The organism is Streptococcus parasanguinis, assembly GCF_031582885.1.
Taxonomy (GTDB): Bacteria; Bacillota; Bacilli; order Lactobacillales; family Streptococcaceae; genus Streptococcus; species Streptococcus parasanguinis_M.
The window spans coordinates 1,181,033-1,202,533 of sequence record NZ_CP133988.1 but is presented as its reverse complement, the minus strand read 5'-3'; the positions used below and the strand labels follow the sequence as shown (position 1 = coordinate 1,202,533).

Annotated in this window: 15 protein-coding genes; 2 read left to right on the top strand and 13 right to left on the bottom strand. The window is 43.7% G+C overall.

Annotation, left to right across the window (positions count from 1 at the left end; genetic code table 11):
- Positions 1 to 112 precede the first annotated feature (112 nt).
- Entirely contained in the window at positions 113 to 3,901 is a 3,789-nt protein-coding gene (locus tag RDV49_RS05645; RefSeq protein WP_003007887.1) for a Spy0128 family protein, read from the top strand.
- 55 nt (positions 3,902 to 3,956) lie between these two features.
- Here the strand turns inward: RDV49_RS05645 and RDV49_RS05640 are convergent, their stop codons facing one another.
- The 10 genes from RDV49_RS05640 to miaA form a co-directional block, all read right to left on the bottom strand.
- The gene (locus RDV49_RS05640) at positions 3,957 to 4,721 is read right to left on the bottom strand and encodes a hypothetical protein (RefSeq protein ID WP_003007890.1); all 765 of its coding nucleotides are present in this window, start codon (positions 4,719 to 4,721) and stop codon (positions 3,957 to 3,959) included.
- Between the two features lie 34 nt (positions 4,722 to 4,755).
- Positions 4,756 to 6,231 carry a hypothetical protein gene (locus RDV49_RS05635; RefSeq protein ID WP_310744333.1) on the bottom strand — a complete coding sequence of 492 codons (1,476 nt, stop codon included), beginning with the start codon at positions 6,229 to 6,231 and terminating at the stop codon, positions 4,756 to 4,758.
- A gap of 104 nt (positions 6,232 to 6,335) precedes the next feature.
- Complete coding sequence (locus RDV49_RS05630; RefSeq protein ID WP_230454168.1) at positions 6,336 to 7,802, bottom strand: hypothetical protein; 1,467 nt, start codon at positions 7,800 to 7,802, stop codon at positions 6,336 to 6,338.
- A 240-nt stretch (positions 7,803 to 8,042) separates the two neighbouring features.
- Positions 8,043 to 8,447 (bottom strand): GNAT family N-acetyltransferase, encoded by a 405-nt coding sequence (locus RDV49_RS05625; RefSeq protein ID WP_003007900.1) that lies wholly within the window; start codon positions 8,445 to 8,447, stop codon positions 8,043 to 8,045.
- Between the two features lies 1 nt (position 8,448).
- The gene (locus RDV49_RS05620) at positions 8,449 to 9,159 is read right to left on the bottom strand and encodes a class I SAM-dependent methyltransferase (RefSeq protein ID WP_003007902.1); all 711 of its coding nucleotides are present in this window, start codon (positions 9,157 to 9,159) and stop codon (positions 8,449 to 8,451) included.
- 10 nt (positions 9,160 to 9,169) lie between these two features.
- Positions 9,170 to 9,925 carry an SDR family NAD(P)-dependent oxidoreductase gene (locus RDV49_RS05615; protein ID WP_037607968.1) on the bottom strand — a complete coding sequence of 252 codons (756 nt, stop codon included), beginning with the start codon at positions 9,923 to 9,925 and terminating at the stop codon, positions 9,170 to 9,172.
- Position 9,926: 1 nt separating this feature from the next.
- Complete coding sequence (gene rnz, locus RDV49_RS05610) at positions 9,927 to 10,856, bottom strand: ribonuclease Z (RefSeq protein WP_003007907.1); 930 nt, start codon at positions 10,854 to 10,856, stop codon at positions 9,927 to 9,929.
- Positions 10,857 to 10,859: 3 nt separating this feature from the next.
- The gene (locus RDV49_RS05605) at positions 10,860 to 11,489 is read right to left on the bottom strand and encodes a hypothetical protein (RefSeq protein ID WP_003007909.1); all 630 of its coding nucleotides are present in this window, start codon (positions 11,487 to 11,489) and stop codon (positions 10,860 to 10,862) included.
- Positions 11,473 to 12,720 (bottom strand): GTPase HflX, encoded by a 1,248-nt coding sequence (hflX, locus tag RDV49_RS05600; protein ID WP_031576943.1) that lies wholly within the window; start codon positions 12,718 to 12,720, stop codon positions 11,473 to 11,475. The genes RDV49_RS05605 and hflX overlap by 17 nt, the downstream gene beginning before the upstream one ends.
- Positions 12,713 to 13,600: a tRNA (adenosine(37)-N6)-dimethylallyltransferase MiaA gene (miaA, locus tag RDV49_RS05595; protein WP_003007913.1), complete on the bottom strand. Its 888-nt coding sequence runs from the start codon at positions 13,598 to 13,600 to the stop codon at positions 12,713 to 12,715. The genes hflX and miaA overlap by 8 nt, the downstream gene beginning before the upstream one ends.
- A gap of 83 nt (positions 13,601 to 13,683) precedes the next feature.
- Between miaA and RDV49_RS05590 the strand changes: the two genes are divergently transcribed.
- A complete protein-coding gene (locus RDV49_RS05590; RefSeq protein WP_003002781.1) occupies positions 13,684 to 13,854 on the top strand; it encodes a DUF3042 family protein in 171 nt (56 codons plus the stop codon).
- Positions 13,855 to 14,211: 357 nt separating this feature from the next.
- Here RDV49_RS05590 and RDV49_RS05585 read toward each other — a convergent pair whose 3' ends face one another.
- The 3 genes from RDV49_RS05585 to rexB are packed head-to-tail and all read right to left on the bottom strand — an operon-like array spanning position 14,212 to position 21,461.
- Positions 14,212 to 14,529, bottom strand: coding sequence for a DUF4298 domain-containing protein (locus RDV49_RS05585; protein ID WP_003007915.1), 318 nt, complete (start codon positions 14,527 to 14,529; stop codon positions 14,212 to 14,214).
- Positions 14,530 to 14,532: 3 nt separating this feature from the next.
- Positions 14,533 to 18,198 carry a helicase-exonuclease AddAB subunit AddA gene (addA, locus tag RDV49_RS05580; RefSeq protein WP_003007917.1) on the bottom strand — a complete coding sequence of 1,222 codons (3,666 nt, stop codon included), beginning with the start codon at positions 18,196 to 18,198 and terminating at the stop codon, positions 14,533 to 14,535.
- A complete protein-coding gene (rexB, locus tag RDV49_RS05575) occupies positions 18,195 to 21,461 on the bottom strand; it encodes an ATP-dependent nuclease subunit B (protein ID WP_003007919.1) in 3,267 nt (1,088 codons plus the stop codon). The genes addA and rexB overlap by 4 nt, the downstream gene beginning before the upstream one ends.
- Positions 21,462 to 21,501: the final 40 nt, after the last annotated feature.

The window sequence follows — 21,501 nt, the reverse complement described above, 5'->3', positions numbered from 1 at the left end:
ACTGAGGCAGCTGGTTTCATGGAGTAGAAATTAGAAGCCTTTCTATTTTGGGATATATCACTATATAGAAAAGCTTCGGAAAGGGCAGGCAGAAGAAAGGAAATGAGGCCAATTGAAATCTCTTTATAAAAAGATAGTTGCATTTGTAGCTATCATCGGTGTGGTAGCCTTGGGCTTGTCTGTGATCAAACCCGTAAGCGCGGCCACTGTTTCACCAACCGTCACCAACTTAAAGGCCCAAACAAATGGACAAAAGGTTACCTTTTCATTTGACTGGGATTTAACTGGTAAATCAGTTAAAGACGGTGATACATTTACTATTGACGCTCCAGAAGGTGTTAATATCACTGAAATTGCAACTCAATCACTCCAAGCAAATGGAGCTGAAGTCGCAACCATTTCGATGACAAACAAAAAGATTACTTTCACCTTTAAAAAAGCAATCGAATCCATGAACCAAAACGTTAAGGGTGGTTTCTCATACAAAGCAGAATGGGATAGCACACCAGGAAATCCTGGCAACAAAACTGCCACTTCTAAGGTTGGTTCCGAATCCGTTGTCATCACACGTCCTGATGGTCCTGGCGTATTTGAATCAGTTTTAAATAAATACAACCTTACAGGTGACTATGTAGCTAAGACATTCAAATTAGATGTATCTGAAAACTATGCTTGGATGAATGTTGGAGATGACTACTATCTAACAAAATGGTTCATCCGTATCAACGGGGATGGTAAGAAACAAGCCATCACAAACCCTGTTGTGTCAGATAAAATCCAAGCTCCAGCAGTCGATTACTCAAAAATCACTTTTGCTCCTGCTGCAAACCACGCTGCAAATGAATTCTTTGTGGGAACTTACTTGAAACCTTCCTTTACTTTGAGAAAAGGTGGACAAGTGGTTGCTTCTGGTTGGGACTTCTGGAAACATGTGAAATTCGATGCGGACGGCAATGGATTTACTGTGAATTTATCAGATGTCAGTGATGTCTTTAAAACAGCATCTAGCGATGAATTGATCGTTGAATACCAAACATTAATTCCTAAGACAACTATCCGTGTTGATAACAACGCTACTTTGACTGCTGATGAAATCAAAACACCACAAACAGATCCTGCATTTTGGAACAATACAGAATTGAACTTCTGGGTAACTGGTGACAAGACTGTTACAGTTCAAAAAGAATGGGTTGGCGATAGCGAATCTGATCGTAAAGACATTACTGTTCAATTATTGGCCAATGGTCAAAAATTAGATGGAATGACTAAAACATTAACAAAAGATTCTGGTTGGTCTGCTGAATTTTCTAAATTACCAGGGATTAAAGATGGAAAACCTATTGTTTATACGGTAGAAGAAACGAATACACCTGATGGTTATACTTCAAAAGTTGAACCAATCAATGAATCGAATGTTATTAAAGTTGTAAACACTTCAAATAAACCAAAAGTTTCAAATGCTAAGGTGACCTTAAAACTTAATAAGGCATTTGAAGGTGGCGAACTCAAGGGCGATGACTTTGAGTTTGTTGCAAAAGATTCAAACAATAAAGTTGTTGGCACAACCAAGAACAAAAAAGATGGTTCAATTACTTTTGATAACATCACTGTAGACAAAGCAGGAACATTCAAATATACGATCACTGAAACAAAAGGTACGGACAAGAGCATTACCTACAGCGATAAAACCATCACGGCCACGGTTGTAGTGGTTGAAAAAGACAACGCCTTGGTTGTAGAACAAATCAGCTACTCTGATGGTCAAACTGACACAGATACGTTCACCAACAAAAAAGAAGCTCCTAAAACAGAAAGTGTAACAGCTACACTTCAAGTGAACAAGCTCCTTAAAGAAGGTGAAACAAACTTACCGTTGACAGATGATCAATTTGAATTTGTCTTGAAAGAAGGAAATAATACCCTTGAAACTGCTAAAAACAAAGCAAATGGTACTGTAACCTTTAAGGAACTTTCTTATACTGCAGAAGGAACACACACATACACCATTACCGAAAATAAAGGTACGGATGCTTCTATCAACTATAGCACACAAACCATCACTGCTACTGTTGAGGTGAAGAAAGTAAACGACAAACTCGTTGCTACTGTGACTTACTCAGGTGGGGATGCTGAAAAAGGAGATACGTTTACAAATACGAAAACACCTCCGACACCTGTTCCTCCAACAGTGAAACCAACGACAGCTCAATTCAAGGCTAAAAAAGTATTGGCGATCAATGGTTCGAGCGATCGTACATTGAAAGCAAATGAGTTTACTTTCCTTCTCAAGGATCAAGCTGGTACGCTCGTTGATACCAAGACAAATGGTGAGAATGGTGATATTCTCTTCAATCCAGTAAGCTTTAATGAAGCTGGTACGTTCACCTACACAATTACTGAACAAAAACCAGCTACACCAGAATCAGCAATCACTTATGATGAATCTGTTCATACTGTAACAGTGACTGTCACTAAGGATGCAAATGGACAATTGAATGCGGATGTGCAATACGACGGTAAAAAGAATACTCCTACTTTTACCAACACTTATACGCCTCCGACACCTGTTCCTCCAACAGTGAAACCAACGTCAGCTCAATTCAAGGCTAAAAAAGTATTGGCGATCAATGGTTCAAGCGATCGTACATTGAAAGCGAATGAGTATACTTTCCTTCTCAAGGATCAAAATGGTACGCTCGTTGATACTAAGACAAATGGTGAGAATGGTGATATTCTCTTCGATCCAGTAAGCTTTAATGAAGCTGGTACGTTCACCTACACAATTGTTGAACAAAAACCAGCTACACCAGAATCAGCGATCACTTATGATGAATCTGTTCATACTGTAACAGTGACTGTCACAAAGGATGCAACTGGACAATTGAATGCGGATGTGCAATACGACGGTAAGATGGAAACTCCTACTTTTACCAACACGTATACACCTCCAACACCTCCAACTCCAAGTGAAAAACAAATTACCACAAGCAAGATTTTAGAAGGTCGTGACCTTCAAGGTGGTGAATTTAGCTTTAACCTCTTGGACGAAAATGGAACTGTTCTTCAAACAAAACAAAATGCTGCAGATGGTACAGTGACATTTGATGCGATCGCCTACACGGAAGCGATGATTGGTACTCATAAATATACCGTTAAAGAAGTCGTACCAGCTGATAAGGCAAACATCCAATATGATGAAGGTCAAGTGGATGTCACAGTTACCGTCACAAAAGATGAAGCATCAAATGCTATCCAAGCAGTGGTTTCTTATGGTGACAAGAAAACCTTTATCAACAAGGTGATCCCACCAACTCCACCAACTATTGATATTCCTGAACTGAAACTCTACACCCTTAAGGTTCGTAAAGTGGATGAAAAGGGTAATTACCTAGCTGGTGCAGTATTTGGACTCTTTGAAGCAGATGGTGTGACACCTGTTGCCAACCCATATGGACAAGGCCAAGCGCAAGCAATTTCTGGTCAAGATGGACTTGCAAGGTTTGTTGGATTTGAAGCTAAAGAGTATGTCATTAAAGAGCTCTCAGCTCCAAGTGGTTACCAACTTTCAAATGAAGTCATCAAGGTTTCTGCAAGCGACTTTGCTTCAGCTAGCAATCTTGAAGTTGATAAAGGAAACGTGGTGAATAAACTTCTTCCACCTCCACCATCAACAGATAAACCGAAAGCATCAACACCTCCATCACCAAATGGAGATAAGCCTAAGCCTAGTGACAAACCTAAATCAAATGAAACTCCTAAATCTAGTGACAAGCCTAAAGAAGGTAAACGATCTCTTCCTTCAACAGGAACTGCAGATCATTTAGGACTTCTTGTAACTGGTTTGACATTCGTCGCTACAGCTATTGCTTCTATGAAACTTAAGAAGAAAGAAGACTTCTAAGCAACATGAAAGATCTAGTCAAACGTGACTAGATCTTTTTTTGTATCTGCTTCTCTTATTCTGGTTTGTTTTGCTCCTCATAAAAAATAACTTTACCATCTTTCACTTTGAAGGAATAACTGATGGAATCAGCGTAACTGCCTTTGGAATAGTAGAAATCATAGGCACCATCCGGTAGTTTGCTAGCGTCTAATTTTTTGGCTGCTGCTTTTAAGTCTTGTTCCTTAACGGAGACACCATCCTCTATATAAATAGTCATACGGATTAACTCTTGATCGATTAAGGTCTGAAAAGGGATTTGATAGTAACCAGCAAAGTCCTTTTTCCCTTCTTTGAGATTTTGACTTGCGATACTATCTAGAATTTGCTCCTTCTCATCACGGTTGGAGTTAGATAAAAAACCAAAGAAATTAATAGAAAGACCTAGAGATTGCTTCTTTAATTGACTCTCAATTTCCTTCTCCTTCTTTTGGACAGATTGCTGCTTCAAGTACGCTTCCTTATACTCTGGAAAATGGTCGCTAGTTGTATCTGTCCAATCATTATGAAACACCGTATCCGTTTCTAATGTCACTGTTTGTCCATCATAGGTTTTCTCAGAGTAGGTATAAGACACATGATAAGTTGGGATTTCCAAAGCTGTCCAATCCAGTTTGTTTATGGTCACATCCCCATGCAGACCAACCTTAGCAAGCTCACTGCTGACTACTTCCTTCGCCTTTTTATAATCACTCGGTTTCATGATCTTACAACTGGAAAGAAACAGGCAACAAAGAACAAGTGGAATTCCTACGAATAGTTTGAAATAATTGAGCTTCATAGCCTGACCTCCTTGCGAAATTCAACCTAATCCATTAATTTTTTATATCGTATGAGAACAATTTTTTAATATCTTCTTTCATCTTTTTATTAGGAATTTTCTCTAAATCCATATATTTGAAGAATTCTTCATCATTTTGAACGACATGAACCTTCCCATCTTTAGTATACTCAGCTGGTATGGTCAGATCACCGAAGGACTGACCAAAATCTCTAGAGACCACGTAGTTCTGTACTTCATATAAGCGTCTCAGCAATGAGAACTCTGTAGTATCCTGACTTTGATTTAATTCCTTTTTAAAATATTGGAAAAATTCTTTTTTATTATTCGCAAGATGCTCTTGCCCATCTTTTGAAAATTCTGCTGGTATCTTATGATACCGTAGGACATCATACCATCCACCTGAACGCTGCTCTGGAACTTTATAAAGCAGTTCCAAAAATGAAATATCAAAGTTGAGATCTTCTGGTCCGAGGAAGTATAGGTAGGCATTCTCCCCTTTTGTATATTCTTCACCCCATTTTACAGTAGTTGGATTATTCCCTTTGCTTAAAATCGAATATACTTTCGGATAGAGTGTTTTCAATGGGATGTCCTTAGTCTCATCACTACGATCTGTAAATAACAAACGTGAATGTTGGAGCTGCAATTGTCCTCTTTCAAAATTGTATTCAAATGGATGCAAGTCTTTGTCGTTTTCTCGACTTTCTTTTTGAACTTGTTTATAATCTTTGCCTGATGAGGTTTTCCAAGCGATCTTTCCATCCTTAACATTCATTAACCCTGTACGAGATTGATACTCTGTTTGTACATAGATATTTCCAGGTTCTACAATATATTTGTCTTTCTTATCGACAAGAATATCAATCGGAATGTATGTTTCTCCATCATCTGTATCCAACAACATAGAAGAAACTTTAACAGATACGGGGATATAATTCTTATCCATATCTCGTACTATCTTAAAAACATCATATGTTTTCTTCACTAAGCGCTTGTCCTTGGTATCATAGACATCAATGAGCCAGTACTCTCCCTTTTTTGCTTTATTTGTAGTTAGGTAAGGAACTTGATTACCACGAATATAATATTGAAAATAGAGACGTGGGTCAGATTTTAATTTGTAACTTTCTTGTGCAATGTACCGTTCACTATTTCCACCATTTATAAACCATTCTACTTTAACTTTTGAATTATACGAATATGCTTCCAGCGCCTCATCCACTTCCTCTTTATTATCCCATTGAATGGCTACTGCTTTCCCACCTGCAATAAATTGGGAGTCAACTATGTTTGGACGAGGTTTCCAAGTTACAAATTGTGATATATCACGCTTATGAATTTCATATTGGATAAACCATCCACCTGCTAGAGTAACAAGTAATACAAATATCCAAAACTTAATTGATTTAAAAACCTTCTTCATACTCTCTTTTCTACTTCCTGTCCGCATTTTTCCCCTTATTTGTTCGTCAGTTTTCTTTAAAAGTCTTCCGACTTTTCCAACCACATATGAATAAATTTCTTTAATAATTTATTGACAACTGAAGCTTCTTATAATTTCTTAAACTCACTAGCTTTTACAATAAGCTGATTAAAGATTTGGATTTTTCTCTATTTTTGAACGACCCATTTTGCATCACCATAAACAACCGTAAATGGTCCATCCCCATCTGTTAAATAGTTAATTTTATATATACCAGATTCTCCTGCTTCAAGGACTGTTGGCTGTTTGTAATTTAAAGTGTTATTCAACATATAAGCAGATTTTGCATGTCCATCATAGAGATCTACATTTGTATAATCTGGAGTATTTTCAATACGGAAAGGTGTTGTATTCGATAGGGTGAATTCGACGATCAATCGATGTTGTTTTTTCCTTGTATCGATACGGTCTTGATCATCCTGAACATCCAAATTTGGATCGTCTGTTACACTATTCAGTGTAACTTCTAAGCCATTAGCAAATACAACTGGCTCTCCAATTGCATATTTTTTGACTGGATTTTGTGGGTTAAAATCTTTTAGTTTTTCACTTACCTTTCCTTCATCAGTGATGCTATCAGTAATGATGGGCCAAAAGATACTATTATCATTTCCACCTCCAGATTGATTAGCTTTCTGCATTTGTTGAGGAATTTGTAACAATAGTGCCAAATTTTTAGTATCAATTTGGACTTGACCTTGGTTGGTCACCTCCATTTCGATCGTCATTTCCGTACTACCAATCATATCACCTGTTGAAAAACTCGCATTAAAATTTTCCTTAACTAAATGTTGTAAGATGGTAGAAAGCATTATATAAGAAAGATGGTCTCCTCTGTTGTCTTTTTCAGCATAGTTTTCGTGTAGTTCATCTAACCAAGCATACATGGTCTCATTTGGATTCTTGGGATCAACACTCAATCTGTACCCTTTTCCTCTTGGTAATTGCCTTGAGCTATAGGCTGGTGTTTGAATTTTAAGGATTACCTTATTCCCCTTAACTGCATATCCCTTTAATTCGTAACTCTTTTCAGTAGGGAGAGCATTGGTCATTAATTTTAAATACATGGGACCATAGATTTTGAGGGGATATTTTTCTCCTAGGTACTCAAAATAAGTATTTGAATCAAAAGAACTATTACTTTTTTCTATTTTAGGAATAATATAGTCATTCCAGATCCTGTTATACATTTCTTCCTGACTCATTACTCCACTAGCCTTGACTACTGTGTCCATTTCATCTTGGTCAATATAAATCGCTTCAACTACTTGCAAAGCCTTTTGGACTTTTCCCTCTTCATCGAGAGGAGTTTCATTCTGTTGCAGACTATATATAGAAATACCATCGCTATCATCTGGCTTCATATATTGTGGAAGTTTTTCAAACGTTATGTATTTAATACCACTCTTAGCATTCCAATCAAATGATGCAGCTGGTCCTGTTTTGTCAAAATGAATGTTTTTTCGATCGATTTTCTTCTGTACTTCTTTATTCGAAGAACCTTGTTTTTCTACAATTCCTTGTTTGCAGGCACTCAAACATACTGGTATAAGTACCGAACATAAGAAAAGGCCCCATTTTATTTTCTTCTTCATTCCATCTCCTCCTAATCTCTTCCTCATTTTACCATCAATCTCCCCGTTTGTCAGTCAAATAGATAAGGCTGGGACAAAAGTCCTAGCCTCTCAATTGTCTTTGGATTGTCGAGCAAGACGCAGTGGTTGAGTGGGCTCTACTACGCTGATTTTATCAGCTTTTACAGCCCTACTCAACTGTGCGGAGCTGGGACGACGAAATCGAATTCTAACGAATTACCGATTTCTGTCCCACTCTCTTTATTTCATATAAATCATCCCTGTACAGGCTTGCTCTGAAAGTTCAACAAAGCCCAGGGATTGGTAAAAGGCTAGATTTTTCTCGCTACGTTCAGTGGCAAGGAGCCGTTGATAGACAGTAGGGAAGGTCGCTAAAGCCTCTTTTAAGAGTTTCTTTCCAATGCCTTGGCGCTGGTGATCTGGTCTTACCAAAAGGTCCTGCACCAAAAGGACAGAGTGGCCATCTCCTACCAAGCGAATGTAAGCGACGAGCTCTTTCTCATCATAGACGGCCAACTGCCAGAGACTGGCTTTGACGGCCTCTTCTAGCATAGTTGGGTTGTTGGTATAATTGGTCCAACCGACCGAGCTGTAGAGTGCGAGTAAGTCTGCCATTGCTGGAATTTCTTGTTTGTAATGTAACATCTTAACTCCTTTTTAACCTATAGTGCTGGAAGAAGGCGATATCCCGATAAGGGGACTCTTGGCAGACTGCCAGCTCCATCTTGAGCATAGACTCTCGCCAGCCTTCTTGGCCCTTGAAGCGGTTGTCCTGCAAGGCATAAAAGACACGGATCCCTTGGTAGTCCTGAACTTCGAGGGCTAGATCGTCTACTGCTCTATCTAGATCATAGGCCTGAGCCAAGCCCATGGAGTGAGTTTCCAAGTCCTGACCTGCTAGGAGATCAAGCGCCTTCTGAGTATCATTTTCAAAGACCACCGTCTGCAGAACGCGGCCAACCTCATTGTGCTTGACGATAGAGAGCAGGCCTCCTGGTTTCAAGAGACGGGTGAATTCCTCAAGAATCACCTTGCGATCCTCTACATACTCCAAGACATTGTGGCAGAGGATGACATCAAAGCTAGCATCTTCAAAACTTTCTAACTGGTCCAGACTTCCGACGAATTGCTGGTAGGGATGGTCCTGGGCCCGCAAAGCCACCATTTCCTTATTAGGTTCCACAGCAAGGACTTCATTGTCTTGTGCCAGGTGGTTGGCCACGAGACCGAAGCCACTGCCAAAATCAAGCACTCGCTTGCCTTTGATGTCTTTCAATTGTTCAAAAAGGATATCATAATAGATCTGTCCCCAGGGTTGCCGGAGATTCTCTAAATAGGCTTGAATATTTGCGGCCATCGATCTCCTCCTATTTGAAGTTAAACATCTTGCTGGCTAGCTTGTCCGAGATGCGTGGGAAAAGGGTATAGAGCTTGTGGGTCAAGTTCAAAAGCCAAGGCAGATTGAGCTCACGTTTTGCTTTTCCAAAGTTCTTCACAATCTTCTTGGCTACAAAGTCTGGTTCCAAAATGTAGCGGTCCACAGCCTTGACATAGCTTCCGTCTGGGTCTGCCTGATCAAAGAAAGTGGTCCGAATGGGGCCTGGATTGACCGTCGTCACATGGACACCAAAGGGCATCAGTTCCAAGCGCAGGGCATTGGAGAAACCAATGGTCGCAAACTTGGTGGCCGAATAAAGGCTGGATTTGGCAGTTGCGACGAGACCCGCCATGCTGACGATGTTGACGATGTGCCCCTTGCCTGCTTCCTTCATGTGCGCACCCATCAAGCGTGAGAGCTGCATGAGGGCAAAGGTATTGACTTCAAACATGGCATGAATTTGCTCATTGGTAATCTGGTCAAACTCTTCAAAAATCCCATAGCCTGCGTTGTTGACCAAGATATCAATCTGTCCATAGCGCTGATAGAGCTCTTCTACCAAATCTTGGACGGCTGAGGAATCAGTGATATCGATCCCGATGCATTCAGCTTGAGGATGATTGGCATAGAGCTTTTCCAGTTTTTCTTGATTTCTACCTAGGAGAATCAGCCGATCTTCAGGGAGGAGCTTGACCATTTCTTGGGCTAAACCTCCACTTGCTCCTGTTATGAGAATGGTTCGCATCTTAGATCTCCACTTCTTCCAAATCTTTGACGACATAGACATTTTCAAAAATGCTGGACGCATCCTTGCGCAATTGGCTGATGTCTTTTGATAAGAAGCGAGCACTGATGTGGTTGAGAAGAAGGCGCTTGGCTCCAGCTTCACGCGCTACTTCTGCCGCCTGCATATTGGTCGAGTGACCGTGTTTGTTAGCAATCTTCTCATCGCCCTTGCCATAGGTAGACTCATGGACGAGGACATCCGCATTGACTCCAAGTCGGACGCTGGCATCAGTCTTTCTGGTATCTCCAAGGATCGTGATAATCTTACCAGGTCGAGGGGCTGAAATATAATCCGCTGCAATGATCTTAGTGCCATCCTCCAGGGTGACATCTTGTCCATTTTTGACCTGGCCAAAGAGCGGTCCAAAGGGAACACCCGCTGCCTTCAGCTTGTCTGCGTCCAGCGTCCCTTCGAGGTCTTTTTGCATGATCCGATAACCCACGCAGAAAATAGTGTGGTCCAAAGCTTCCGCATAAACCGTGAATTTATCGGTTTCTAAAATCTTACCCAGAGAATGTTCATCGAATTCATGAAAATGGATGCGGTAAGGCAGGCGAGAGCCTGATACGCGAAGACTGGTCATCACAAAGGATTTGATTCCTACTGGTCCATAGATATCCAGATCCGTCTGCTCTTCATTGGCCTGAAAGGCCCGACTAGAGAGGAAACCTGGCAAACCAAAAATATGATCTCCGTGTAGGTGAGTAATAAAGATCTTGCTAACCTTTCGCGGACGAATGGTCGTTTCTAAAATTTGATTCTGTGCCGCTTCGCCACAATCAAAGAGCCAGACTTCATTAATCTCGTCCAGCAATTTGAGCGCTAGGCTCGATACATTACGGGCTTTTGAGGGTTGCCCAGCTCCCGTTCCTAAAAATTGAATGTCCATTGTCTACTTTCTATCTATATAAATCATGGCCGTCCGGTTCTCTGAACGGAAAGAAAGGTCGCCAGGGTAGGCTTGCGCTAGCTCGAGGAGCTCTTCTTGGTTATATCCTGACAGTTTCAAGCGTCCATCTTCCAAGGTCATCAAATCCGTCAGGGCAGAGAGGGCTTCTGTTTTAGTGACCACTTCTGGTTCAGCCTCTTGCAAGCAAATCTTGCCATCTTTTTCAAAGACCAAACAATGTGGAAAGATCTCTGCGACTTCAAATAAAATGGCAGGGGTGATAGCCTCTGCTGGATGTTCAGCAAAGACACAGGCTAGCTCTTCATTTACGTAAGCCAAGCCATAAGACTTCCCAGATAAGTTGAGGCGAATAAAAGGCTTCCGTTCATCAAAGCTTTGCTGAACTGTGAATAAGTCAAATGCCCGACTCAAGTCCAAGAAATAATCCATGGCCTCCTTGGGGCTCTTCTTTTGATAGAGCTCTGCGAAATAGGCGTTGATCACACTTGGGGGAGGCGTAATCACACGGAGACGCAATTCCTCAGGGATCGTGCTTAAAAGATTGGTCAGATAGACCCGATCGAGGCTGGTATAGCCTCCATATTTTATTGCTAAATCAACGTAATCCGTCATAAAATTCTTCCAACTTCCACTTATTTTTCTCTGCGATATAGCCTTGAATGACCTCGACATCCTCTTCAAATTCGCGCTGGTCAATGATCGCAACCGTTTCTAGATCATGTGTCCGATAAGATTTTGAAAAGGGAACGCGAATGGTAAAGGGAACAAAGAGTTCTCTCAATTTTTCTAGTAGCAAAGCCTGGAGATCTTCACGGGCTGTCTCAGAGCGTGCTGAAATCAAGCTAAAAGGTGTCTGGGTTGGTGTAAAGTCTGCTACCTTATCTGCTTTGTTGTAAAGCGTCAAGCGAGGGATCTCCAGCATATCCAGGTCCTTCATGATCGAAAGCACGGTCTTTTCATGCTCTTCATGATTAGGATCAGACGCATCGATGACATGGACCAGGAGGTCTACATTCTTACTTTCTTCCAGGGTCGACTTAAAGCTTGATACCAACTCTGTTGGTAGATCTTGGATAAAGCCAACCGTATCGGTCAGCGTCACTTGCAGATTACCAGTTAGATGGATGCTCTTGGTTGTGGCATCCAAGGTCGCAAAGAGTTCATCGGCTTCATACTGGCTCTTACTGGTCAGCTGATTCATAATGGTCGACTTTCCTGCATTGGTATAGCCGATCAAACCAATCTTAAAGACAGGTGATTCCAAGCGTTTTTCACGAAGGGTTTCCCGGTTCTTTTCAACTGCCTTGAGCTGACGCTCAATATCGGTGATTTGATTGCGAACGCTCCGGCGGTTCAACTCCAACTGACTTTCCCCTGGACCACGAGAACCAATTCCCCCAGCTTGACGGCTGAGCATGATCCCTTGACCGACAAGGCGTGGCAAGAGGTATTTGAGCTGGGCCAAGTGTACCTGCAACTTCCCTTCATGACTCCTAGCCCGCATAGCAAAGATATCTAAAATCAACTGCATCCGGTCAATGACCTTGACCCCAAGGATTTCTTCTAAGTTGACATTTTGACGCGGGGTCAGGCGGTTATTGACCACCACGGTCGTAATCTCATCTGCTTCGACCATTTGAGCGATTTCTTCGAGTTTTCCTGAGCCGACAAAGGTCTTGGTGTCGTATTTCTCCCGCTTTTGTGTATAGGAGCCCCGGACGTCTCCACCGGCTGTTTTAGCCAGGCTCGCCAACTCCTCCATAGACATGTCAAAATTGTCCATGCCTTGTAGTTCCACACCGACCAAAAGGATACGTTCTTGTTTTTTTTCTGTTTCAATCATGCTGTAAAAACTCCTTTACATCTGCAAGAACCTGCTCCTTGAAGTGGGGGGCAGAAATGGCGTAAAAGGTCACTTCCATTCGATTTCGAAACCAGGTCAGCTGCCGTTTAGCAAAGCGACGGGTGTTGCGCTTGAGGATCTCACTAGCTTCCTCCAAGCTCTGCTCTCCCTTAAAGTAAGGAAAGAGTTCCTTGTAACCAATCCCTTTAGCTGCCTGAACCTCCGGATGGTCATCATAGAGCCAACGGGCTTCATCCAGCAAGCCTTTCTCTAGCATGCGATCTACTCGGCGATTGATGCGATCATAGATCAAGGACCGGTCATCATCTAGACAGATGAGATAGGGTTCATAATCGGTCTCTTCGTTTGCGAGGTCCTGCCCAAAATGCGCAATTTCAAGAGCCCGCATAGCCCGACGGCGATTAAGCTGAGGGATCACAAGTCCTTGCTCCGCCACTCTTTGGTACAAGTCTTCGTCCGACAGCACGTCCAATTGAGCGCGATAGGCCAGAATCTCTTCATGAGGAACTTCACCACCTAGATGATAACCTTCGAGCAGACTTTGGATGTAAAGACCCGTCCCACCTGCAATGATAGGAAGCTTGCCTCGAGCTGTGATCTCTTCAATGGCAGTCTTGGCTTCTCTTACAAAATCAAAAGCCGAGTAAGACTCGGTCACCTCCCGCACATCGATCAAATGATGGGGAGCTGCAGCTTGCTCTTCTGGTGTCGCCTTGGCCGTTCCAATATCCAGCTTGCGATAGACTTGCTGGCTATCGCCACTGATAATTTCACCATTGAGGGCTTGCGCCAAATCGATCGCAAGAGCTGTCTTTCCAACAGCAGTCGGTCCCACAATCACAATTATCTTGGTTTTCATCGTTTTTCCTTGCAAAATTCACGTTTTTTCGTTACCATATATTATAACATAAATATTTAAAGTTCAGAAAAGGAGAAATTCTCATGGCTAAAGGATTTGGTAAAGGTTTTGTTACTGGTGTTGCTGGTACAGTTGCTGCTGTCGCAGGTGCAGTTTACACATTCAAGAAAAAAGTAATCGAACCAGAAGAACAAAAAGCAGCTTTCATCGAAGAAAACCGCAAAAAAGCAGCACGTCGCCGTGTCTCACACTAATCATTCAAAAAGCTCCGGTTTTCCGGAGCTTTTTTTGCTGAAGAAAAAGTCCATTTTGGAAAATTTTCTTTTACTGGTAGGGTTTGTCACGATATGCTAACACAAGTAATGCTAAAAGAATTAGAATGATATATATTATACTTATTCAAACATATACTGAAACTTTCCGCCGTGAGAAAAGTGCTAGAAACACTACGGTTTCTAGCACTCGGTAGTTTTGAAACTTTAGGTTCAAAACTAAGTCATGGAACTTCTTCGAAGTTCGCTGACGTCCGTACTCACCTAAGGAAAGTTTCTATGATGACGTTTGTCTTCAATCTAAAAGCCTCGGGAAACCTGAGCTTTTAGATTGAAATTTCACCGTTCTTTGATCATCTTCGTTGCGATCTCCAAGAGTTCCACTCCCATCTGAAAATGCTCGTCTAACAAATCATAGACGGCATCTTCGGACAAGACACCACAAGGAAGATCTGCTGGAAAGTCAGCTTGATTGGACAAGTCCAAATCATCAAAATAGGCCTGACTACTATAATAATCGCGCAGTTGGATATAGCTTTCTTGATGCTCTCTTAGCTGATCCACTGCTTTTTTGGTTTCTTCCAAAGTCTTGGCATAGTCATTCAAATAACCTTCCATTCTTTGGATCCGTTCGATGTTTTTCTGTGCAATTGCCATGATTTACTCCACTTTCACCACTTCTAGATGGGGGCCACCTAGAAGCACGAGGTATTTTTCTACTTGCTCTTTGCCATAAGAACGACGAAGAGCTTCTGCATAGAGATCGAGCTGATCCCGGTAGCGTTCGACCAATTGACTAGGAACCTTGTAGTGATCCGTCTTATAATCAAAGAGCAGGATCCGGTCTTCTAGCACCACGTAACCATCCAAGATCCCCCGCACGACAAAGTCCTCACCACTAGCTGGATCTTTCTTCAGCATGGCAAAGGGGGCTTCACGATGAACACGAGTGGCTTCTCTTTGAAGTAAGGTCCCCAAAGGTGTCTCAAAGAAAGCGAGAATGGCTTCTAGTTTGATGTGGGCTTTGACCGCTGGGGCTGCTTGGACTTGCTCCAAGGCTTGACGCAGCGTCTCAAGGGTGATTGCTTCTCCAAGAGGCACGCGCTGCATGAGTTCATGGACAGCACTACCAACTTGGGCTCCCGTCACGGCTTCTTCTTGCCCAAAAGTAGGACGCTCAAAGTCAGGCGTTACAGTCTTCGCATCCATGATTTGGACGCCATTGGCATCCATGACCGGCTCGTAGAATTTCTTGATCTGACTAGGAGTACGGACACTTGGTAAATGAATGGCCGGAGCATAGAGCTGATTGAGCCGATCAACATTTTCCAAGATATCCAAGGCCCGACGAATATCCTCTGACTGACGGACATCCTTGAGCTGATCAAGCCGGGAATCCTTCTCCTTCTCTAGTGGTTCCAGCTTGTCTGGTGTCAGGTCTTCGTCTGTCACAAAACGCGTGTCATAGGCTAGGGTATTCTTGGTAAATACATCTTGAATAGCAAAGAGCCAGTCCTGATAAGAGGTCCATTCTTTTCGCTTCTCTGGATCTAGCTTGCCATTGCGACTGGTCCCCCAATCAGTATCACGCAGTTTGTCCTCCCGGCCTTTTCCGACCAGATAGAGCTTGAGCTCAGCCCGTGTCATGGCGACGTAAAGAAGACGCATCTGCTCCGAAATCGTAGCCAATTTTGTTTCTTCCACGTTCCGTTGGTAGCAAGGCGTTTCGATCTGCAGGCGAATGGTTTCTGGAGCAGCTGGATTCTCTGTCTCAACCGGAAGACTCGCAACATATTTAAAGCCAATCCCTTTTTGGCGACTGAGAATGATTGGCCCCGATTGATCCTTACGGTTAAAGGCCTTGTCCATATTGAGAATAAAGACATACTTGAATTCCAGCCCCTTACTCTTATGGACGGTCATGAGCTGGACGGCATCTTTGGGTGCTGCAAGAGGGACGCTGGCCAAATCGTGTTCATTTTCGATCACCTTGTCGATCATGGCAATGAAGCGCGACAAGCCCTTAAAGCTGGCCTTCTCGTAATCATTGGCCCGAAGCGTCAAGGCATAGAGGTTGGCCTGGCGCTGGGCCCCATTTGGAAGGGCCCCGACATAGTCATAGTAATAACGATCCTCATAAATTTTCCACAGCAAATCATAGAGCGAAGAGGTCTTGGCAGCGGCCCGCCAAGTAGATAAAACTTTGAGGAAGTTCTTGATTTTAGCTGAAAGCTTGGCATCGATCAACCGCGCCTGCTCTGCAGTCTTTTCAAGGGCTAACTGGACCTTGTGATAGAAGGCCACTTGCTTTTGCTCTGGAAGGGTCTGCAAGGAAATCCGTGCCAGCTCATCTTCATCAAAGTCAAACATAGGGGATTTCATAAGGGCTACTAAGGGATAATCATGCAAGGGATTGTTAATGGTCCGCAAGGTATCCAACATGACCATCACTTCCAGTGACTCAAGATAATGCGCCTGTCCGCTATCTGCCACAATCGGAATCTGGTACTGGTCAAAAGCTTCCAGAATCGCATCATTTCGCGTTCGAGTCGCCGTTAAGAGCGTGATCTCTTTAAAGGGCACTTTTTCTACCCGATGGAGACGCAAAATTTCTTTGATGACAAGGAGAATTTCTCCCTTGGAAATCGTCTCGACTCCAAGGGCAGCTTCCTCGTCTTCGGTCTTTTCTTCCTGATCTTGGCTGCCATCATAGAGCAAAAATTCTGCCCGATGTTGTGGCAAGGCCATCCGCTGCTTGTCGCTTCCTGCAACCAGATAGTGGGTCTGATTGTAGTCAATCTCGCCCACCTCTTCGTCCATCAAATGGCGAAAGACATCATTGGTCGCGTCTAATACTTCCACATGACTACGGAAATTTTCCTTGAGGAGGATCAACCGCCCTTTCGCCCCTTCTTCTTGGTAGGCTTTAAATTTATCATTGAAAATCTGTGGATCTGCCTGACGGAAGCGATAAATGGATTGCTTGATATCCCCCACCATGAAGCGATTGTGGCCATTTGACAGCAAGTCCAACATCCGCTCTTGGGTGTGATTGGTATCCTGATACTCATCGACCATGACCTCATGATAACGCTCTTGAAAGGCTTGTCTCACCTCTGGGAATTGCTCTAAAATTTGAATCGCAAAATGACTGATATCCCCAAATTCATAAGCTTTTTCTTGGATTTTTCGCTCCAGATAAGCGCGAGCAAAGTCTCTAATAAAGTCCCTTAGCAAGGAGAGCATGGGGCCTTCTTCTTGGTGGAAGGCTTGTTGAAATTCCAGCTGATAGAGCTGATTTTCCAAGTCTCTGAGGCGATTGATATGTATGGTTTTATCCTGATTATAAGCCGTGACTAAGTCTTTCAGTTCTTCTTTTCGAGCCCTGTTGGTCAAGGCTCCCCCATTTGAAGCCCGACTAATCGCCACGACCGCCTTTAGGACAGAGGTCAGTTGCTCTTTATTGACACTACCTGTCAGGCTTCCAATCTGATCGAGCACCTCTTCGACAGCTTCCAAATATTTGGCCTTGCCAAATGCTTGGCCCTCATTGGACAAATGAAAGGCAAAAAAGCTTTCTGCCTCATAAAGGGCCTGCTGGATGCTCTCCATCAGATCGCCTTCAACCTGTTCAAAATCAGTCTCCTCATAACCTTTTAGGAAATGCTCTTCCAGCCATTTCTCCGGATCACTGGTCGACTGAAGAAAGTCATAGATCTGGTAGATCTGTTCTTTAAACAAGGTTAAATTTTTGCGCTGTCCCGTGAAATTCTTGACCATCTGCACAAAGGCTTCTTGGTTTTCCCCCTGGTAATAGCGGTCAAAAACAGCTTGAAAGACTTCATTTTGTAAGAGGCGTTGCTCACTAGCGTTTTGTAAAATCCTAAACTGAGGCGCCAACCCAAGCAAATAGCCATAGCGCGTTAGGACCTTTTGGGTAAAGGAGTCCATGGTTCCGATATCGCTGGTGGCGACATCTGCGATTTGACGGGCTAGGTGTTGCTTGAGCTCTGGATCATCGCTCGCTTGAAGGGCTTTTCCAAGTTCACTTTCCAAACGCTCCTTGAGCTCTCCTGCTGCCTTGACCGTAAAGGTCGAGATAAAGAGCTCCTTAATCGAAATGCCACGCTGCATCTGATCCAGTATCCGCTGCACCATGACAAAGGTCTTTCCTGAACCAGCAGAAGCCGACACCAAGATATTGGTGCCCGAACTATAGATGGCATCGATCTGTTCTGGCGTCCGCTTTTGCTCTTTGGTAGAAGCTGCCTCTTGGGCCTGAAGGGCCTTGATTTCTTCTCTTGTCAAAAATGCTTGTTTGATCATTTGTTCAAGACCTCCTTCATCTTCTCGATCCAAGCGGCTTTCACCTTTTCACCGCGTATTCCTTTTTGGTCTAGTTTGGTCAAGAATCGTGCCTGACCTAGGTGACGATCCGCTTCAAATCCCGTGATGGATTTAAACTGCTCCACGAATGGTGCGATATTGCGCCCATTTTCACTATAGGGATTGATGGCAAATTGCCCCTTGAGAATCCCTTCTGCTGCTGTTTTATAAAGATAAGCGTTGTACAAGAGAAGCAAGTCTAGTTCTTCCTTACTCAGCATCATGGCCTTGTTCTTATCATAGGCCTCGCCCAGATAAGGCGCCTGATCTGCCATAAAGAGCCCCTTGTACTGTTGACTTTTCATGGTTTGGTTGATGGCATCCTCTACTGTCTTGGTCTTTTTCAGATCCACTAAAGGATCTCCCATTTCCAAATACATGGCTCCGAAAATCCCCTGCTCCTCTTGGTATTCCTTCAAATCCTGAATGGCAGAAAGATAGGTCGGCAATTGAGAATTCAGTCCATTGAAGAACTTGTCATAGTGGAACTGCGTCAGACTGGACTTGTAGTCCACGACTCCGAGGGCTCCCCGATCCCTCAATTGATCAATGCGGTCCACCTTGCCTCGTAGCTGCAGGAGACGGCCATCGGACAATGGATAAGAGGTATGGGTGCTTCCGCCAAAGAGGGTCTCCTCACCGATGGTCTCGATCCCATTTTGCTGGGCGAGGACACGCCCTGTCTTTTTCGCGGTATCAAGAAGCAACTGACGAATAAACTCGGTCTCTCCACTTTCTCCATACAATTGCTGGAACTCAGCTTCTTGGCTGGTTTCTCGAATCGCCTCGTTTAAACGCCGATCAAACGCTTGATCGGAGCCATCTTTTAAGACTTTTTCAAAGATCCGGTGCAGAAAATTCCCATGACTGCGAGCGTCTGGCCGGATGGTTTCATCCTCTTGTAAGCCCAAGACATAGCGCAGATAAAAGGCATACTGGTGCTTGTAGTATTCATTCAAGGCAGAAGCGGATAAGGTCAAGGCTTTGCCCTCTGGATAGAGCGCTTGAAGCGTATCCGACTGAAGCTGACGGCTCTTTAATTCCGTTGAAATCTGAGGAATCTGGATGCCTTCAGCGGCTAATTTTTTGCGCAAAACCCGTACCGCCACACCCCAAAAGCTGGCTTCTTCAGCAGACAACTCACTAGCGATCTCCTCTTGATGGAGTTCGATCACGCGCGCTAAGAGGGCTCGGTAGGTCCCAATGTCATCACTCGAAGCTTGGGCTTGTTTGGTCGTCCACTCGATGGCAATAGGTTCCTTGGTCAATTCGACAAGGTAAGGAGAGACACTGTCTTTCATTTCATTGACTAAGCTAGGAGCCGATAGGACCAGTTGGTTGGTCGCCGCATTGAGGAGCGAAACTGCCACAAAGCGATTTTTCTTGAGATTTTCGCTGGTCACCACCTGGAGCTCTGCTCCTTCTTGGGTGGCCTCATTGAGCTGCTGGCGCTCTTCTTCACTGAGTAGAGAGGTGTTCTGAGCGATCTTTGGAAAACGCTCCTGGGTCAGCCCGATCGCGTAGACGTAAGGCGCTGTCAAGGGTTCAATCAAGTCATAGGACTGAACCGTGACTACATCGACCGTAGCAGGAACTGTCCGGTATTGTGACAATTGCATCCCCGATAAGAGGAGGGCCAAAAAGTCATCCACTGTCAGCTCTTGGTCCTCAAAGACCAAGTTCAACTCTTCTAAGACATGAAGGAAGGCCTTCCAGACTTGATCATAGCGCTCCTGCTCCTCCAAGGATAGATCCTTGATCAAAGCTTGTAGGTTCTGAGAAAGCTGAGCCTCTTGCAGAAACTCTGTAAAGGCGGTTAAGAGTTGGGTCACCTTTTGTTTGCGTTGTGAAAAGAAAGGGACTAGAGGTTCTACGACACGTTCTCGGAGAGTATTAAGCTTTTCCAAATTAAACTTGCCCTGACGATTGCTAGTAAAAGGCTTGTGAAATTTTGTAGCACCCTTTACTTCCGCAAAGCGAAGGTATTGCTCAAAAGCATCGACTTCTGCTTGCGTCAGATCACTATACAGACCCGTTTTCAATAGATTGATGACATCTTCTGTCTGGTAATTGAACTGTTTGATCCGCCCTAGCGATTCAATGACCTGAATCAAGGGATGGTGGACCATAGCTTCACTTCGTCCCAAGTAAAAGGGGATCTGATACTGATCAAAAATGGTCTTGAGTTGCAGTTGATAAGCTTCCACATCGCCTAACAAGACCCGAATATCCCGATAGCGGGCCCCATCATGAAGACGCTGACGGATGGATTTGGCAACAAATTCCAACTCTTCTTTTTGCGTGTTGGTTTGCCAGAGTTGAACAGCGGTTCGATCTTGGTCCTCCAGCTCATCTTCTACTTGTGAAAAATCGTAGCGCGCTTCTAGCATGCGGGTAATGCGACTAAAAGAGTCTTCGATCGCTTGCCCACAATACTGAGGCTGTATCTCAAAAGTCTTTGCCAGCTGAAGGAGAAAGTCAACACTGGCCTGGTAAAGATTGCCCTCTCTAAAGCTTGCCCGATAGGCTTTTTCACTGGTATAGACCCCGATGACAATCTCCACTCCTTTTCGGTGAAGGAGACTAATCAAGGCCTCTTCTTCCGCAGAAAAACGCGTGAAGCCATCGACAACGATCGCCACATCCTGTAATTGCTCTTCCAGCTGTCCTTCTTCAACCTGATTGAGGAAAAAGGCGATCTTGGACTGGGATTCATACCGGTGCTGGACCAGCATCTCAGAGACCGCTTCAAAAATCGCCAAGAGGTCCTCTCTTTTTTCAGCTTCCTCGAGCAACTCCAAATCTGTAAAATCCATCTGGGCTGTCTGCAATTCATGATAGAGCTGGACCAGTTGCTGGATAAACTGAGGATCCTTGCGCAGAGCCCCGTAAACTTTGAGATCCTGGTCCTTCATCTGGGAAAGAGCTTTATAAAATAGCATGCCGAGACCGATGTCATCTAAGGGTTGCTCCTCAAAGACCTGGTTCAGGATGAAATAACGGGCCATTTGGGCAAAGCGCGTGACGGTAATGGCAAAAGAAGCCTGACCTCCTAGATAGGACAAGACCTTGGCTTCTTTTTCAAAGGAAAGAGAGTTGGGGGCAATGTAAAACACACGCTTGCCATCTTCTACTAACCCTACGGCTTCTTGTGTCAGGACCTGGGTCAAGGGGGTCCGAACATCCGTATAGAGTAATTTCATCCGATCCGTTCTCCTTTTGGCATTTTCTTGAGAGCTTGTT

Bases quoted from the DNA above. Each gene is read 5' to 3' on its own strand.
- RDV49_RS05605 (WP_003007909.1), bottom strand. From the start codon at position 11,489: ATGACGGATTACGTTGATTTAGCAATAAAATATGGAGGCTATACCAGC.
- rnz (WP_003007907.1), bottom strand. From the start codon at position 10,856: ATGGACATTCAATTTTTAGGAACGGGAGCTGGGCAACCCTCAAAAGCC.
- miaA (WP_003007913.1), bottom strand. From the start codon at position 13,600: ATGAAAACCAAGATAATTGTGATTGTGGGACCGACTGCTGTTGGAAAG.
- RDV49_RS05585 (WP_003007915.1), bottom strand. From the start codon at position 14,529: ATGGCAATTGCACAGAAAAACATCGAACGGATCCAAAGAATGGAAGGT.
- RDV49_RS05640 (WP_003007890.1), bottom strand. From the start codon at position 4,721: ATGAAGCTCAATTATTTCAAACTATTCGTAGGAATTCCACTTGTTCTT.
- RDV49_RS05620 (WP_003007902.1), bottom strand. From the start codon at position 9,159: ATGGCCGCAAATATTCAAGCCTATTTAGAGAATCTCCGGCAACCCTGG.
- RDV49_RS05625 (WP_003007900.1), bottom strand. From the start codon at position 8,447: ATGTTACATTACAAACAAGAAATTCCAGCAATGGCAGACTTACTCGCA.
- addA (WP_003007917.1), bottom strand. From the start codon at position 18,198: ATGATCAAACAAGCATTTTTGACAAGAGAAGAAATCAAGGCCCTTCAG.
- RDV49_RS05615 (WP_037607968.1), bottom strand. From the start codon at position 9,925: ATGCGAACCATTCTCATAACAGGAGCAAGTGGAGGTTTAGCCCAAGAA.
- RDV49_RS05590 (WP_003002781.1), top strand. From the start codon at position 13,684: ATGGCTAAAGGATTTGGTAAAGGTTTTGTTACTGGTGTTGCTGGTACA.
- hflX (WP_031576943.1), bottom strand. From the start codon at position 12,720: ATGATTGAAACAGAAAAAAAACAAGAACGTATCCTTTTGGTCGGTGTG.
- RDV49_RS05630 (WP_230454168.1), bottom strand. From the start codon at position 7,802: ATGAAGAAGAAAATAAAATGGGGCCTTTTCTTATGTTCGGTACTTATA.
- rexB (WP_003007919.1), bottom strand. From the start codon at position 21,461: ATGAAATTACTCTATACGGATGTTCGGACCCCCTTGACCCAGGTCCTG.